Origin of the sequence: Streptomonospora nanhaiensis, assembly GCF_013410565.1 — a bacterium.
GTDB lineage: Bacteria > Actinomycetota > Actinomycetes > Streptosporangiales > Streptosporangiaceae > Streptomonospora > Streptomonospora nanhaiensis.
The window spans coordinates 4100778-4113354 of sequence record NZ_JACCFO010000001.1; the positions used below are offsets into that span (position 1 = coordinate 4100778).

General features: G+C 70.0%; 13 protein-coding genes and 3 tRNA genes. 7 read left to right on the forward strand and 9 right to left on the reverse strand.

Annotated features, from left to right (window positions below):
- Positions 1-404 precede the first annotated feature (404 nt).
- Positions 405-749: a metallopeptidase family protein gene (locus HNR12_RS18095; protein ID WP_179768730.1), complete on the reverse strand. Its 345-nt coding sequence runs from the start codon at positions 747-749 to the stop codon at positions 405-407.
- Between the two features lie 134 nt (positions 750-883).
- Here HNR12_RS18095 and HNR12_RS18100 point away from each other — a divergent pair, with 134 nt between their 5' ends.
- From HNR12_RS18100 to HNR12_RS18115, 4 genes are all read left to right on the forward strand, one after another.
- Complete coding sequence (locus tag HNR12_RS18100) at positions 884-2539, forward strand: metallophosphoesterase family protein (RefSeq protein ID WP_179768731.1); 1656 nt, start codon at positions 884-886, stop codon at positions 2537-2539.
- A gap of 289 nt (positions 2540-2828) precedes the next feature.
- Positions 2829-2901, forward strand: a tRNA-Glu gene (locus HNR12_RS18105).
- Positions 2902-3007: 106 nt separating this feature from the next.
- A tRNA-Asp gene (locus HNR12_RS18110) sits at positions 3008-3082 on the forward strand.
- Positions 3083-3107: 25 nt separating this feature from the next.
- Positions 3108-3181 (forward strand) — tRNA-Phe (locus HNR12_RS18115).
- Positions 3182-3270: 89 nt separating this feature from the next.
- Here HNR12_RS18115 and HNR12_RS18120 read toward each other — a convergent pair.
- From HNR12_RS18120 to HNR12_RS18140, 5 genes are all read right to left on the reverse strand, one after another.
- Entirely contained in the window at positions 3271-4527 is a 1257-nt protein-coding gene (locus HNR12_RS18120; RefSeq protein WP_179768732.1) for a tyrosine-type recombinase/integrase, read from the reverse strand.
- Positions 4527-4703: a helix-turn-helix domain-containing protein gene (locus tag HNR12_RS18125; RefSeq protein ID WP_179768733.1), complete on the reverse strand. Its 177-nt coding sequence runs from the start codon at positions 4701-4703 to the stop codon at positions 4527-4529. Before HNR12_RS18125 ends, HNR12_RS18120 begins: the two co-directional genes overlap by 1 nt.
- A 2-nt stretch (positions 4704-4705) precedes the next feature.
- On the reverse strand, positions 4706-6400 hold the full coding sequence (locus tag HNR12_RS18130) for a replication initiator (RefSeq protein WP_179768734.1): 1695 nt from the start codon (positions 6398-6400) through the stop codon (positions 4706-4708).
- Positions 6400-7812: an FtsK/SpoIIIE domain-containing protein gene (locus tag HNR12_RS18135; RefSeq protein ID WP_179768735.1), complete on the reverse strand. Its 1413-nt coding sequence runs from the start codon at positions 7810-7812 to the stop codon at positions 6400-6402. Before HNR12_RS18135 ends, HNR12_RS18130 begins: the two co-directional genes overlap by 1 nt.
- A 99-nt stretch (positions 7813-7911) precedes the next feature.
- Positions 7912-8328, reverse strand: a complete 417-nt coding sequence (locus HNR12_RS18140) for a plasmid replication, integration and excision activator (protein WP_179768736.1) — start codon at positions 8326-8328, stop codon at positions 7912-7914.
- A gap of 307 nt (positions 8329-8635) precedes the next feature.
- On the opposite strand from HNR12_RS18140, the gene HNR12_RS18145 reads away from it, so the two are divergent.
- Together HNR12_RS18145 and HNR12_RS18150 are read left to right on the forward strand one after the other, a co-directional pair.
- Entirely contained in the window at positions 8636-9373 is a 738-nt protein-coding gene (locus HNR12_RS18145) for an XRE family transcriptional regulator (protein WP_179768737.1), read from the forward strand.
- 13 nt (positions 9374-9386) lie between these two features.
- Positions 9387-9863 carry an NUDIX hydrolase gene (locus HNR12_RS18150; RefSeq protein WP_179768738.1) on the forward strand — a complete coding sequence of 159 codons (477 nt, stop codon included), beginning with the start codon at positions 9387-9389 and terminating at the stop codon, positions 9861-9863.
- On the opposite strand, the gene HNR12_RS18155 is transcribed toward HNR12_RS18150, so the two are convergent.
- The 3 genes from HNR12_RS18155 to HNR12_RS18165 form a co-directional block, all read right to left on the reverse strand.
- Positions 9831-10352, reverse strand: a complete 522-nt coding sequence (locus tag HNR12_RS18155; RefSeq protein WP_338119789.1) for an HD domain-containing protein — start codon at positions 10350-10352, stop codon at positions 9831-9833. The two genes, HNR12_RS18150 and HNR12_RS18155, sit on opposite strands and share 33 nt — an antisense overlap.
- A gap of 94 nt (positions 10353-10446) precedes the next feature.
- On the reverse strand, positions 10447-10959 hold the full coding sequence (locus HNR12_RS18160) for a GntR family transcriptional regulator (protein ID WP_338119790.1): 513 nt from the start codon (positions 10957-10959) through the stop codon (positions 10447-10449).
- A 109-nt stretch (positions 10960-11068) separates the two neighbouring features.
- Positions 11069-11350 (reverse strand): hypothetical protein, encoded by a 282-nt coding sequence (locus HNR12_RS18165; RefSeq protein ID WP_179768739.1) that lies wholly within the window; start codon positions 11348-11350, stop codon positions 11069-11071.
- A gap of 417 nt (positions 11351-11767) precedes the next feature.
- On the opposite strand from HNR12_RS18165, the gene HNR12_RS18170 reads away from it, so the two are divergent.
- Complete coding sequence (locus HNR12_RS18170; RefSeq protein WP_338119791.1) at positions 11768-12502, forward strand: XRE family transcriptional regulator; 735 nt, start codon at positions 11768-11770, stop codon at positions 12500-12502.
- The last annotated feature ends 75 nt before the right edge of the window (positions 12503-12577 follow it).

Sequence of the window (12577 nt, forward strand, 5' to 3'; positions counted from 1 at the left end):
CGGTCTCCGGTTCCGGGCGCGGCGAAGGGGTGTCGCCGCCCGGCTGCGGGGGGACATCGGCCTTGTGGCTGCCCGTGCGCGGATTACCCACCCGGACTCCCTTGCTCAACGGGATAACACTTAGTTGTTGTCTGATCACCTACCGTTCCTGATTGGGCGGTGCGTTCGCAAGCGGTTTGCCGGAATTCGTGTCTGTTTTGTTGTAGGCGTTTTGCATATGCCGTCGTGTGCCGCCATGTGTGCCAATCACTAAACAGGCCCCTATGTCACGATTCCTCTGCATTGGGTGTTGTATCAATGGCCGGCGGCGTGCCCGTAGCCGAATCGACGGCGGCCCCGGGCGGGGGTCGGACGGCCCCCGCGGGGCAGGGCTCCCACGAGCGGCGACGGGCCGGCGCGCGGCCTCAGCCCCAGCCGAGTTCGTGAAGGCGGTCGTCGTCGATGCCGAAATGATGGGCGATCTCGTGGACGACGGTTATCCGGACCTGCTCCACGACGTCCTCGGGCGTGGCGCAGACGGCGCAGATCTCCCGCCAGTAGATCGAGATGCGGTCGGGTAGGAACCCGAAATAGCCCTCGCCCCGTTCCGTTAACGGAACGCCCTCGTAGAGACCGAGGAGGCCGGGTTCGGGCGGGGACTCGCTGACGGTTATTACCACGTTGTCCATCAATTGGGTGAGTTCGCCGGGAATGGTGTCCAGGGCCTCGGCCACCAGTTCCTCGAACCGGCCACGGGTGAGTTCGACCACGACAAGCAGTCTCCCCCACCCCGGCCGGGCGCACGAGTGGGGTGGGCCACAGGGCTCCGCGGGGACAGGACGGCCCGTGGGCGCCCGCGCGCGCAGGGGCCACGGCCGGCCGCGGACCGGCGCCGCGCCCCGCCATGGCGAGGGACACGTTGGTCCGGCGGGGGCATGGGCATGATGGAGTGGTGTTGTCGCGCCTCAGCCCCCGCCTGGCCGCGGCCGGGCGTGCCCTGCCCGGCCGGTTCGCCCGGCTCCGCCGGGGCCGGGCGTGGCGCGTCGCCGCCGTGGTCGCCGCCGGACTGCTGGGCGGCTGGCTGGGCCTGCTGCTGGGCGGGCAGGTCGTCACGCCCATCGGGCCCGCCGACATCGAGCTGAGCGTCAGCCCCGACTGGAACGGCGAGACCGTGCTGGACGTGTCGCCGCTGGGCAAGCTGGAGTTCGACACCCACGCCGCCCCGCTGCGGTTCGAGGCCGGCATCTCCGAGATCCGGTTCTCGGCGGCCGAGGAGATGTTCCAGGACCCCGAGGCCATCGACCGCATGGCGGCCAGCATCGGCTCCGAGCTGCGCACCGGTGTCATCCGGCTGTTCGTCCAGGCCGTGGTGGCGGCGGTGCTGGGCGCCGCGCTGACGGCCCTGGCGGTGTTCCGCGACTGGCGGCGGGCCGGGTTCAGCGCGCTGACGGCGCTGGCCGTGCTCGCGGGCGCGGGCGGGCTGACCTACGCCACCTTCAACCCGGCCGCCATCGCCGAACCCCGCTACACCGGCCTGCTGGCGGGCGCGCCCCAGGTGGTGGGCAGCGCGGAGAACGTCGTCAACCGGTTCTCCCAGTACCGCGAGCAGCTGGCGGGCCTGGTGGGCAACGTGTCGCAGCTCTACGAGGCCACCTCGGCGCTGCCGGTCTACGAGAACGACGACGACACCGTCCGGGTGCTGCACGTGTCCGACATCCACCTCAACCCGGCGTCGTGGAACGTCATCCGGTCGCTGACCGAGCAGTTCCAGATCGACGTCGTCGTGGACACCGGCGACATCACCGACCGGGGCAGCGCGGCCGAGGACGTGTTCGTCGACGACATCGGCTCGCTGGACGTGCCCTACGTGTGGGTGCGCGGCGCCCACGACTCCATGGGGACCCAGCGCGCGGTGGAAGCGCAGGAGAACGCGGTCGTGCTCGACGGGGACACGGCCGAGGTCCGCGGGATCACCTTCTACGGGGCCGGCGACCCCCGGTTCTCGCCGGACCAGACCCGCGACAACCCCGGCGACGAGGAACTGGCCGCGATCGGCGCCGAGCAGGCCGAGGAGGCGGCCGCCGCCGAGGACGAGGTCGACATCGCCGTGCTGCACGACCGGGCGCAGGCGGAGGCGTTCAGCGGGCGGGTGCCGCTGGTGCTGACGGGCCACGGGCACAACCGGTGGACGGAGGTGGAGCCCACCGGCACCCGGTTCTTCGCGCAGGGCTCGACGGGCGGCGCGGGCCTGCGCGGCCTCGACCGCGGCGACGACGACCCCACCCCCTACGAGGCGTCGGTCCTCTACATCGACCCGGGCACCGACCGCCTGCAGGCGTGGGACGACATCACCCTGGGCGGGCTGGGCCTGACCTCGGCCCAGATCGAACGCCACATCGAGGAGGACCCCGACCGCGCTCTCTCCCCGCCGCCTCCCACGGACGCCCCCACCCGCACCCCCACCCCGTCGGCCCCGGCGGAGGAGGGCCAGACCCCCACGCTCCCGGGCGGCCGCCCGGAGCCTTCGCCGACCGCGCCGACGCCGCCGTCCCCGTCGTAGCACCGGTGCGCCCTGCGGCGGCCGGGGGCGTGCCGGCGGGGCCGCGAGAGGTGCGGCGGGAGGGGCGGTGCGGGAAGTGCGGTCGGCGGGGCCGCGGCCGGGGCACGCGGGGCGGGCGCGGGGGCGGCGTGACGGGCGGGGCGGAGTGACCTGCCCCGACGCTTGCCCCGGCGGCCGCCACCGCCCGGCGGGCCCGCCAAACCGCTTTGCCACTGGGGTGAAATCTCCCCTATGCTTGACCCGTTCCCGACGACTGACGAAGTGGGAAGTGACGACCTTCGTCGTCGAGGCCCCCATCGTCTAGTGGCCTAGGACGCCGCCCTTTCAAGGCGGTAACGCCGGTTCGAATCCGGTTGGGGGTACGGCTCCGGTCGAACCACTGCCGAAGGTCTGGCAGAATAAGACCCGGAGCGCGGAGCGAGTCACCAGCCGGACCAGGTGCCCAGCTCAACGCGTACAACAGAACAAGGTCCTGTGGAGCAGTTAGGAGTGCTCGCCACCCTGTCAAGGTGGAGGCCGCGGGTTCAAATCCCGTCAGGACCGCTCACACACCGACCGGTGTGCCTGGGGCCAGGTAGCTCAGTTGGTACGAGCGTCCGCCTGAAAAGCGGAAGGTCGGCGGTTCGACCCCGCCCCTGGCCACACAGTCTGACCAGCGAAGAAGCCCGGAGCCGAATAGGCGCCGGGCTTTTTTGACAGCAACCGTGACAGCAACGGCAACGGCCGCGCACTCACCCCAGGGCGTCGCCCAACCGGCCGAGCGCCCGCCGCTTGTCGTCCAGCGACGCATGCGCGTAGATCGTCATCGTCACGCCGATGTCGCTGTGCCCGACGATCTCCCGGACCACCTGCGGCGGGACGTCGAGGTTGAGCAGCAGGGTCACGCAGGTGTGGCGGAGGTCGTGGAAGCGCACCCCGTCAAGGCCGGCTCGGCGGCGCAGCGGCTCCCAGCTCCGGCGCAGGTTGTCCGGCTCCAGCGGCGTCCCCCGCCGAGAGGGGAAGACGAGCCCCTTCTCCTCCCAGTCCGGCGCGGCGTCGGACCGCTCGGCGAACTGGCGCTTGCGGTGCTCCCGAAGCGCTTTCACGCAGAGGTCGGGCAGCGGGACGGTGCGAGAGGAGTCGTCGGTCTTCGGCGGCACCAGGCGCAGCGCCCCGCCGACGCGCTGAAGCGTGTGGACGACTTCCAAACGCCCGGCGTCGAGGTCGATGTCCTGCCAGCGCAGCCCCAGCAGTTCCCCGCGCCGCAGGCCGAGGCAGAGCGCGAGAACGTACAGCGCGTGGAACCGGTCGTCGCGGGAGAGCTTGAGCAGCCGCTTCGCCTGCGGGACGTCGAGCCCGCGATTCACGGCGTAGCGGGGCGGCGAGACCTTGACGAGCTTGGCGACGTTGCGCGGGATGATCTCCTCCCGCGTTGCCGATTCGAGGGCGTTGCGCAGGACCGCGTGAATCGACTGCACCATGCGAGGGGAGAGCGTGGTACGGCAGCAGTCCTTGCCGGGTGCGGCGCAGCAGCGAGGCCGCTCACGTCCGGCGTCGGTGCCGTTCTTGCAGCACTGGCATTCCTGCCGGATGCGCGTGATGAAGGTTCGGACGTCGCGAGCGGTCAGCTTGCCGAGGCGCTTCTTCCCCAGGTTGGGGATGAGGTGGCGGCGGACAACCCCCTCGTAGCCCTGCACGGTTTTGGGGCGACGCTCCGCCTTGACCACGTGTTCCAGCCAGTAGGAGAGGTATTCGTCCACTCTCCAGTTCTCCGAGGCGACCGGAATCCCCCGGTCGGAGTCGGCGAGCAGCTTGTTCAGCTTGGAGCGCGCGTCGTCGCGATCCTTGGCGTACCCCTGTACGCGCTTGTACGTGCCGTCCGTGCTCAGCACGTAGGCCGCGTAGGCGAACCGGCCGTCCTTGCGCTGCCAGATGCTCCCGTCGCCGTTGGCGCGCTTGGAGCGGTCGTTCCGGCGGCGGCTGCCGCCGTCGTTCCTGCTGCCGACCATCAGGCCACCTCTGCCAGGACGTCGATGCACTCAGCCAGCGCCGCGACGGGCACCAGCCGCCGGCGCCCGATCTTGACCGTCCGGAGCTGCCCCGAGCGGATGAGGTTGTACAGCGTCCACCGACTCACTCGGAGCCGCGCCGCTGCCTCATCGACGGTCAGGACGAGATCACTCATGTCTAGGCCACCTGTTCCATTGCCGAAGTTGCCGAAAGACCGGTTCGCCGCGCGGCGTCGAGTTGGGCGCGGCGTTTGAGGGCTTCGCCGACCGCGCGCAGGAGACGGTGTTCGCGGGGAGGCACGTCGGGGTCAGTGGGCCGTGCCAGCTCCCAGGTGTGATCGCCCGAGGACACCGAGGCGAGCGCCGGGGGTTGTTGGGCGGCGTGGTCCTGGCCCTCGTTGTCGGTCTGGCCGGGGGAGACGCCGAGCGCGTTGAGAACCCAGGTGAGGCGGTCGGCTTTGTGGTCGGCCATGGTCTTGCCCGACCATTTGCGCGAGACCAGGACGCGGCGTCCGGCGTAGCCGAGGTGTTCGCGGCGGTGGGCTTTGGAGCGGCAGTAGCCCGGCACCATCCCCGGCTTGGCGCTGTCGGGCTGGATGCCGTAGCGCAGCCAGTTGGCGCAGCGGGGAGAGCAGGGCTCGAACCGCAGGGCCTCAACGAGCCGCTCCACGTGGCGGGCTTGGGCGTCGGTCTCCACGGCGTGGCATTCGGCGATGTCCTTGGTCAGGTACTTCGCGAGGTAGCGCACGCACCGGTCGGCATCCGGGGACCCGGCCAGGACGCCTTTGGCATCCACCTGCGGCCCGAAGCGGACCACGTGCATCGGCTCGGCGTCGGGATCGGCGTCCAGAGCGTCCAGCGCCTCACCCCAGGTCGGCAGCACCTCACCCGTGCGGGGATCAACGTAGGTCCCTACCGCTTCGTCCCAGACGGGCAGGTTCGCCCCGTCATAGACCACCTCATCGGCGGGCGGCCACCAGACCTGGTGGTAGGTGGCCGCCGCGACCTGGCGCAGCTCCGCACGCGGAATCGTCCCGCGCGTGGCCATGTGCAGATGGGGCGCCAGGCGCCGTTGCGGTTCCACCGTGGCGAAGTACTGGATGTCGAATCCCGCCACCCGGCGGAGGTTCTGCACGAAGCGGTCGATGAGCTTGGAGAAGTGCAGGGCGTCGCGCGCGGCACGCCGGTAGTCGTAGGCGGCCGGGTCTACCGGCGTGCCATCGGCCTTGACCCGCCCGTAGGTGTCGCAGGTCAGGGTGATGAACAGCGACGGCCGGAACATCCGACCGGTGGCGGGGTCCTCGAAGGCCCGGCCCACGGTGGTGGGCGCCTTCTGCCGCTGGGGCAGGTCAGGAGCGTCCTGGCGGCGCCTGGTGGAGCGCACCCGCCGCGACCGCCCCGACGCCGAGGCGCTCCGCGAGACCGAGCCACGCAGCCCGGAGGCGGCGATCTCGGCGTCCAGGTCGGCGATGGCCGCATCCAGCGCCGCCACCTCGGCCGGGGTGGCGCGGCCGTCCTCCACGATGCGGTCACGCTCGGCGGTGACCATCGCGCGGCGTTCGACCCAGGCGCGTTGCACCTCGCTTGCGGGATCGGGAACGACGGTCGGGTCTTCGCTGAGGTGCCAGCCTTCCTCGCACTGGGTGCGGCGGATGGAGCGCTTGCGCCGCGCGCAGGCGGGGCAGCGGGATTCCAGCGTGGAGTTGCAGGGCACGTCGATGATCTCGGTCCGGCCGGTGGCGATGTCGGTGCGGCGCAGCGCCACCGGCCGGATGCACACCCCCTTCTCGGCGGCGATGGTCTCGGCGACCTCACGCGCCAGGGGTTGGGCGAGGCGTTCGGCCCGCGTGCTCTTGCCGGTCGGGGTGGGCATCACTCCCCCGTTCCAGCGGTCGTAGCGGTCATGTGGTCGATGTCGGCATCGGAGACGAACGCGGCCCGCACCCGCACCGGGACAGGGGAGCCCTCCAGCTTCACAAACCCCACCCCGGGAAGCTCGGGGTCGATGAGGTGGGCGTTGGCGCCCCGGTCGCGGGCTCCCTCGCCGAGCACCATGTCCACTTGACTCGCTTCGTCCAGGCGAAGCGCGATCTTGTCCGGGAACAGGTTGCGCAGGTTCAGCACCTCCTTGCGGGGGTCCTGGAGCGCGGCCAGGACGCAGAACCCCACCGAGCGCCCCTGACTGGTCAACGTGGCGATCGCGTTCTCGGCGCGGCGGCGGATGTCGCGGTCGGGGTGGTAGGCGGTCAGGAACGCCACCTCGTCCAGCACCACCACCGTGAACGGGTCGCGGACGGTCGGCACGTGCACGCGTTGGCGTCCGGCGTAGCGCTCGGCCCGCTCCTGCATCGCGGCCACCGCCGCTTCCAGGAGGGCCACGGCCGTCTCGGCGTCGGCCGCGTAGTGCGCGAACAGGGCAAGCCCATAGGACAGTTCCATCCGCTTGGGGTCGATCGCCCACACCTCGGCGATACCGGCCCTGATGGCCGAGGCCATGGCGCGGATGGCCGACCACAGCACCGAGCCCTTACCGGCCCCGGTCACCCCGACCGTGAGCACGTGGGTGCCGTGCAGCCGCAGGAACCAGGGTTCCCCGTCTTCGCAGATCCCCACCGGCAGGGCGGACAGGTCCGGTTCGTTCGGGATGGGGAGGGCGTCGATGGGGTCGGCGAGGGTGTCATAGCGGGGGAACTCCAGCACCAGGTCTCGCGGTCCGCGCACTTCGACCCGGCAGGAGGGGGCGCCGAAGCCGTGGGCCAGCTCGGTCACGCGCTTCTGGAAGTCGGCCGGGGACGTGCCGGCCACGATCCTCACCCGCACCCGGTCGGCCCACGCCGAGCAGGTCACCCCGCGAATCTGGGGCAGGTACTGGCGTTCGAGGTAGGACTCGGCCAGTCCGGCGACCACCAGGACGGGTTGCCAGTGGCGGCGGTAGACCCACAGTCGGCGCCAGGCGGCCAGCGCCCGCAGCGCCACCACATCGCGGAACGAGCGCGGCCACCGCCGCCACCACACCAGCAGCACCAGGTCAACGACCGACCAGAGCACGGCCAGGCTGATCCAGCCGCCGAAGTGGTAGGTGGCGATCGAGGCCCCGAGGGCGCTCAACGCGATCGGGAACTGGGCGGGCAGCAGCACCAGGGCGCGAAGGAAGCGCCAGAGCCACCCGGTGAGAATGAAGATCCCCGGCGTCTCAACGACCGGGGTGGTGAAGCGGATGGTGCGCGCCGGAACCGGCGCGGTGGGGCGGACCTGGGTCGCGCCCGCCTTGTTGTCGCCCAACATAAGCTGGTCACACCTCTTCCATGGATACGCAGGCCAGGAGGGGTTGAAAGGGGCGGCCGAGGTGTTGCAGCACCAGGCCGCCCCGCTTTGGTTCAGCGGCTAGCTCGCATCCTTGGCGGCGGCAGCCGCCGGGGTCTTGCGGGCGCCCGCGCTACTGGGGGTCTTCACGCCCCGCGCCCGCAGCGAGTAGGCCACCCGAGGGCGCCGCCCGGAGTCATCGACGTAGGGCATGACCGACATGGCCTCGAACTCCACCGGCCGGAACGGCAGGCCCGGCACCTCGTCGGGCAGCACCGGGCAGTGCTCGGCGGCCACCTTGACCTTCACCGACTTGGCCTTGCCCCGCGCTTCGGGGTCGGCGTCGATCACGTCCACCGCCCACAGCGGCAGCCCCGTCGCCTTGTCCAGCTGCGGGCGCTTGGTCTCGAAGTCGGTCACCGGCTCCACCCCCAGCGCGAACGCGCCGTAGGGGAACACCGCCCCGAACTCAATCGGCAGCGCACCCTGAATCGCCATGCGGTCACTCCTGTTCGTTGGTCCAGTTGGCAGACAGACACCCCGTCCGATCCGGCGCTGGCGCACACCCGGACGAGAATCGATACATGTATAATACATGTATCGAAGATGGTGCGTCAAGCATTAGGCATCCCTGTTCCTCTCCACGAACCCACGCCCCGGCCGACCGCCCCTCGCGAGGCCGATACCTTCGGACATGTACGAGCATCCGGTAAGGGGCCGGGACGCGATCACTACATGGCTGGACGTGTTCGGGACGTCTCGATAATGTGAGCGCGTCCTTAGACGTCCTGCGAACACGGGGCAGATGCCAAACGAGAGGTTGCGCGCGGCGCTGCTGGAACACGGGTTGACCCCCGCTGATCTGGCCGCCGATGTCGGCGTTGACACCAAGAGCGTGGAGCGCTGGATCAGTCGCGACCGCACCCCCTACCGGCGGCACCGCTACGCCGTCGCGGCACGTCTGGGAGTGGACGAGGCGTTCCTGTGGCCGAAGGCGCTGAGCCCGGCGCAGAGCGCCGAAGCGTCCGAAAGCGAGATCCTGACCGTCCACCCGCACCGGTGGACCGTGCCCCGGGACGCCTGGAAGCGCCTGTTCGAGTCCGCCCGGGAAGAGATCGGCATTCTCGTCTACAGCGGCTTCTTTCTCGCCGAGGACGCGAGCGTCCTGCGGCTGCTGCGGCAGAAGGCCGAGGCCGGCGTCCGGGTGCGCATTCTGCTCGGCGACCCCGACAGCGCCGCCGTGGCCCAGCGCGGTGCCGACGAGGGCATTGACGACGCGATGGCCGCGAAGATCCGCAACGTCATCGTCCTCTACAAGCCGCTACGCGGTGTGGACGGCATCGAGTTCCGGTTGCACGGCACCCCGCTGTACAACTCGATCTACCGCGCGGACGGGCAACTCCTCGTCAACACTCACGTCTACGGGGCGCCGGCGTCCAACGCTCCGGTCTTCCACCTGCGCAAGATCGCCGGTGGCGGGATGGTGAACACGTACCTGGAAAGCTTCGAGCGCGTCTGGGACGAGGCGGCGCCGCTTGGGTGAGGGAGGAAGGCCGATGGCACGGCGGATCGACTACTTCGACGACCCCCAGGCCCCGCCCGCCAACAGCCTCGTCCCCTCGGTCAACGTCATCGTCGTCAACGACCGCGATGAGGTCCTGATGATCCGGCGTACCGACAACGGCAACTGGGCGGTGCCCGGCGGTGCCATCGACCTGGGCGAGTCCGTGCCCGAGGCGGCGGTGCGCGAGACGCGCGAGGAAACCGGGATCACCTGCGAGATCACCGGGATATCGGGGATCTACTCCGATCCCCGGCACATCATCCTCTACACCAGCGACGGCGAGGCGCGCCAGGAGTTCTCCATCGTCCTCACCGGCCGGCCGCTCTCCGGCGAGCCCACCCCGAGCAGCGAGTCCCGCGAAGTCTACTGGGTGCCCAGGACCGAGCTGCCCGGTTACCAGATGGACCGCTCCATGCGTCTGCGCATCGACCACTTCCTACAGGGAACGGCCGCGCCCCACATCGGCTGAGCGAGTTGTCCGGCCCGCAGGGCGGCGAAGGGCGCTCTCGCGCGCCTCAACAGAGCGGACCGCCTTCACCAGGTCGGGGCGCGAGCGGGTCACGGCGCGGTGCACCAGGTCCCCCGGCGCGTAGCGCTCAAGGATCTCGGAGAGGCGCCGCTCAACGGGCAGATGGGTGCCGTCCGGGCCGGTGGTCATGTCGGAGTAGGTGAGCGCGGACAACAGCTCGGGGTCGGGGAGGGGGAACTCCCCGGTGAGTTCATCGAGCATCCCGCGCTCTTCGGCCTCGACCATAGCGCCGGAGTGGTGGGCCACCAGGGAGCACAGGCGTTCGTCGGCGCGCTCGACCCGGCGCAGGTAGCGGGCACCGTCGAGGGGGTGGAAGCCGGTCTCGGCGAGGGCCGGTGAGTACCCGATGTCGTGCAGCCAGGCCGAGGCCGTCACCAGGTCGGCGTCATGGCCGAGGACATCGGTCAGGGTCGCGGCCTGTTTGGCCACGCCTTGGGTGTGCGCCCACCGCCGGGGCAACGGCTCTTCGAGGAGGTTCCGCGCGAGATCCCGCGCCCAGGGAACATGTCTCACATGTATCAGACTAGCTTCGCGGCGTATCGGCCCCTCGGACGAAGCGGCCCTTGCCCTGAAGCGAGACGACGAGGCCCGACGCCTCCAGTTCGACCAGCGCCCGCCGCGCGGTACCCCGGGAAACGCCGTACTGATGGACGAGAGCGGACTCGCTTGGCAAGGCGTCCCCGGCCGCGAAGTCCCCTCGGGTGATCTGGTCCCGCAGCGCGTCAGCGATGCGCCGGTACTGGGGTAGGTCGCCGGAAGCGCCTTCCGCGGAGCCCCCCTGACCGCAGACGACACGTCCTGTCCCCGGACGAGCCTTGATCAGCTTGTCCGCCTCCAACGAGGCCAGAGCACGCCGGATCGTGCTCCGCGCGACGCCAAACTCCTCACGAAGCGCCGCCTCAGAGGGGAGCACCGCCCCCGGCTCCAGAGCACCGGAGACGATCCGCTGTCTCAGCGTCTCCGCTATCTGGGTGTAGGTGCCCCAAGGGGTGGCACGCGGACTCACCTCTGAAAACCTCCGGCTCTGTAGTGACACCTGTCAGTTGCATGCTTGCAGATGCGTGAGTCGCTGTCCTCACGCACCTACTCACCGCGCGGCCGGTGTGGGAAGTCGCGGACGGACCACCGGCCGCGCGGCGGCCTGGTCACGCTGAGGGCGGTTCCTCCGAGCGATAGATGCCGTCCGTGAGCGTGTGCAACCGGGACTGGAACCAGCCCCCCGACAGCAGGGAGCGCCCGATGCTCGCGGGCGGGTCTTCGAGTTGGCGCACGAACTCCTCAAGGTCGGGTTCGACCAGAGTCGGAGCGTGCTCGGCATCCGGCTTCCGCAGCGTGGCGATCCACAGGTGTTCGGTTCGGCGGATGTTCCACCGGTCTCCGTAGTGGCGTTGAAGGAGCTGCAACAGCGGACTGTCGTGCTGGCTCATACCAGCACCGCCGCCGACCGAGACAGGTCCAGGAGCACAGCCACCCCGAGGCGGCTTCGGTCGTCGCGCCACTGGCGCCGCTGCCTCTCAAGGTGAAGTACGTACGGTCGGACCATGGCCGCTCGCGGAGGGACGTCGTAGGGCTCAGGGGCCGGGGTGAACGGCAGCGGCGCATAGGGCCGGAGTCGTGACGACACTCGTGGGAATGGGCGCGCGATAGGGTTCCGCATGTTCCACCTGCTTCCGTCAGGTCGGGACCACGCCCCCGGAGTGTTGGCCCACTCGCGGGGGTCTTGTCTACCTGCGGAAACACTGCCTAGAACGTGCGGACATGTGTACCACGTATCGGACTTCTTGAGGGACGTCTAGGGACGTCTTCTGATACCGTCAAGTCTCCTGATCCGGGAGGACGACGCAGTGAACGAAGCCCTCCGCCGAGCCTTGGCCAACGCTCGCCTCACCGACACCGACGCGGCCGAACGCTTGGGCGTGGACCCGAAGACGGTCCGCCGCTGGTTGTCCGGTCAGACGCCCTATGCCCGCCACCGCTGGGCCATGGCCGACCTGGTGGGCATCCCCGAGCACGAACTGTGGCCGACCGCAGCCGTCAGGCGCGAGGAATCGCAGCCGTTCCCGGCCGATGACCCGAAGGTCTATCCACACCGCTGGGCAGTCCCGCACGCTGTATGGCGGCAACTGTTCGAGTCGGCGCACCACGAGATCGGCGTACTCGTCTACAGCGGCCTGTTCCTCGCCGAGGACACGGGCATCCTGCACCTGTTCGAGGAGAAGGCACACGCCGAGGTCCGTGTGCGCATCCTCTTGGGCGATCCGGGCAGCCCCCACGTCCAGGACCGAGGAGACGAAGAGGGCATCGGCTCGGCCATGGCCGCGAAGGTCCGGAACGCCCTGGTGCTCTACAAGCCCCTAATGAGCATCGACGGCATCGAGATCCGCCAGCACGGAACCGTGCTGTACAACTCCGTCTTCCGAGCCGACAACCGGATGCTGATCAACCAGCACATCTATGGCGCACCAGCGTCCGCGACCCCCGTACTCGTCATCGACGGCGACACCGAGCCGGAACTGTTCGCCACGTACATCAACAGCTTCGAGCACACCTGGAACGGAGCCGTCGGCGTCGAGTTCTAGGAACGCACTGCCGAATTGGGCTGTATGGGATCAAGGCGACGGCGCTTCGCGCCGCCGTCGCTACGCGCTGGGGGT

Excerpts from the sequence above, each read along its gene's own strand:
- HNR12_RS18100 (WP_179768731.1), top strand. The coding sequence starts at position 884 with ATGGCGAGGGACACGTTGGTCCGGCGGGGGCATGGGCATGATGGAGTG.
- HNR12_RS18120 (WP_179768732.1), bottom strand. The coding sequence starts at position 4,527 with ATGGTCGGCAGCAGGAACGACGGCGGCAGCCGCCGCCGGAACGACCGC.
- HNR12_RS18125 (WP_179768733.1), bottom strand. The coding sequence starts at position 4,703 with ATGAGTGATCTCGTCCTGACCGTCGATGAGGCAGCGGCGCGGCTCCGA.
- HNR12_RS18130 (WP_179768734.1), bottom strand. The coding sequence starts at position 6,400 with ATGCCCACCCCGACCGGCAAGAGCACGCGGGCCGAACGCCTCGCCCAA.
- HNR12_RS18135 (WP_179768735.1), bottom strand. The coding sequence starts at position 7,812 with ATGTTGGGCGACAACAAGGCGGGCGCGACCCAGGTCCGCCCCACCGCG.
- HNR12_RS18140 (WP_179768736.1), bottom strand. The coding sequence starts at position 8,328 with ATGGCGATTCAGGGTGCGCTGCCGATTGAGTTCGGGGCGGTGTTCCCC.
- HNR12_RS18145 (WP_179768737.1), top strand. The coding sequence starts at position 8,636 with ATGCCAAACGAGAGGTTGCGCGCGGCGCTGCTGGAACACGGGTTGACC.
- HNR12_RS18150 (WP_179768738.1), top strand. The coding sequence starts at position 9,387 with ATGGCACGGCGGATCGACTACTTCGACGACCCCCAGGCCCCGCCCGCC.
- HNR12_RS18165 (WP_179768739.1), bottom strand. The coding sequence starts at position 11,350 with ATGAGCCAGCACGACAGTCCGCTGTTGCAGCTCCTTCAACGCCACTAC.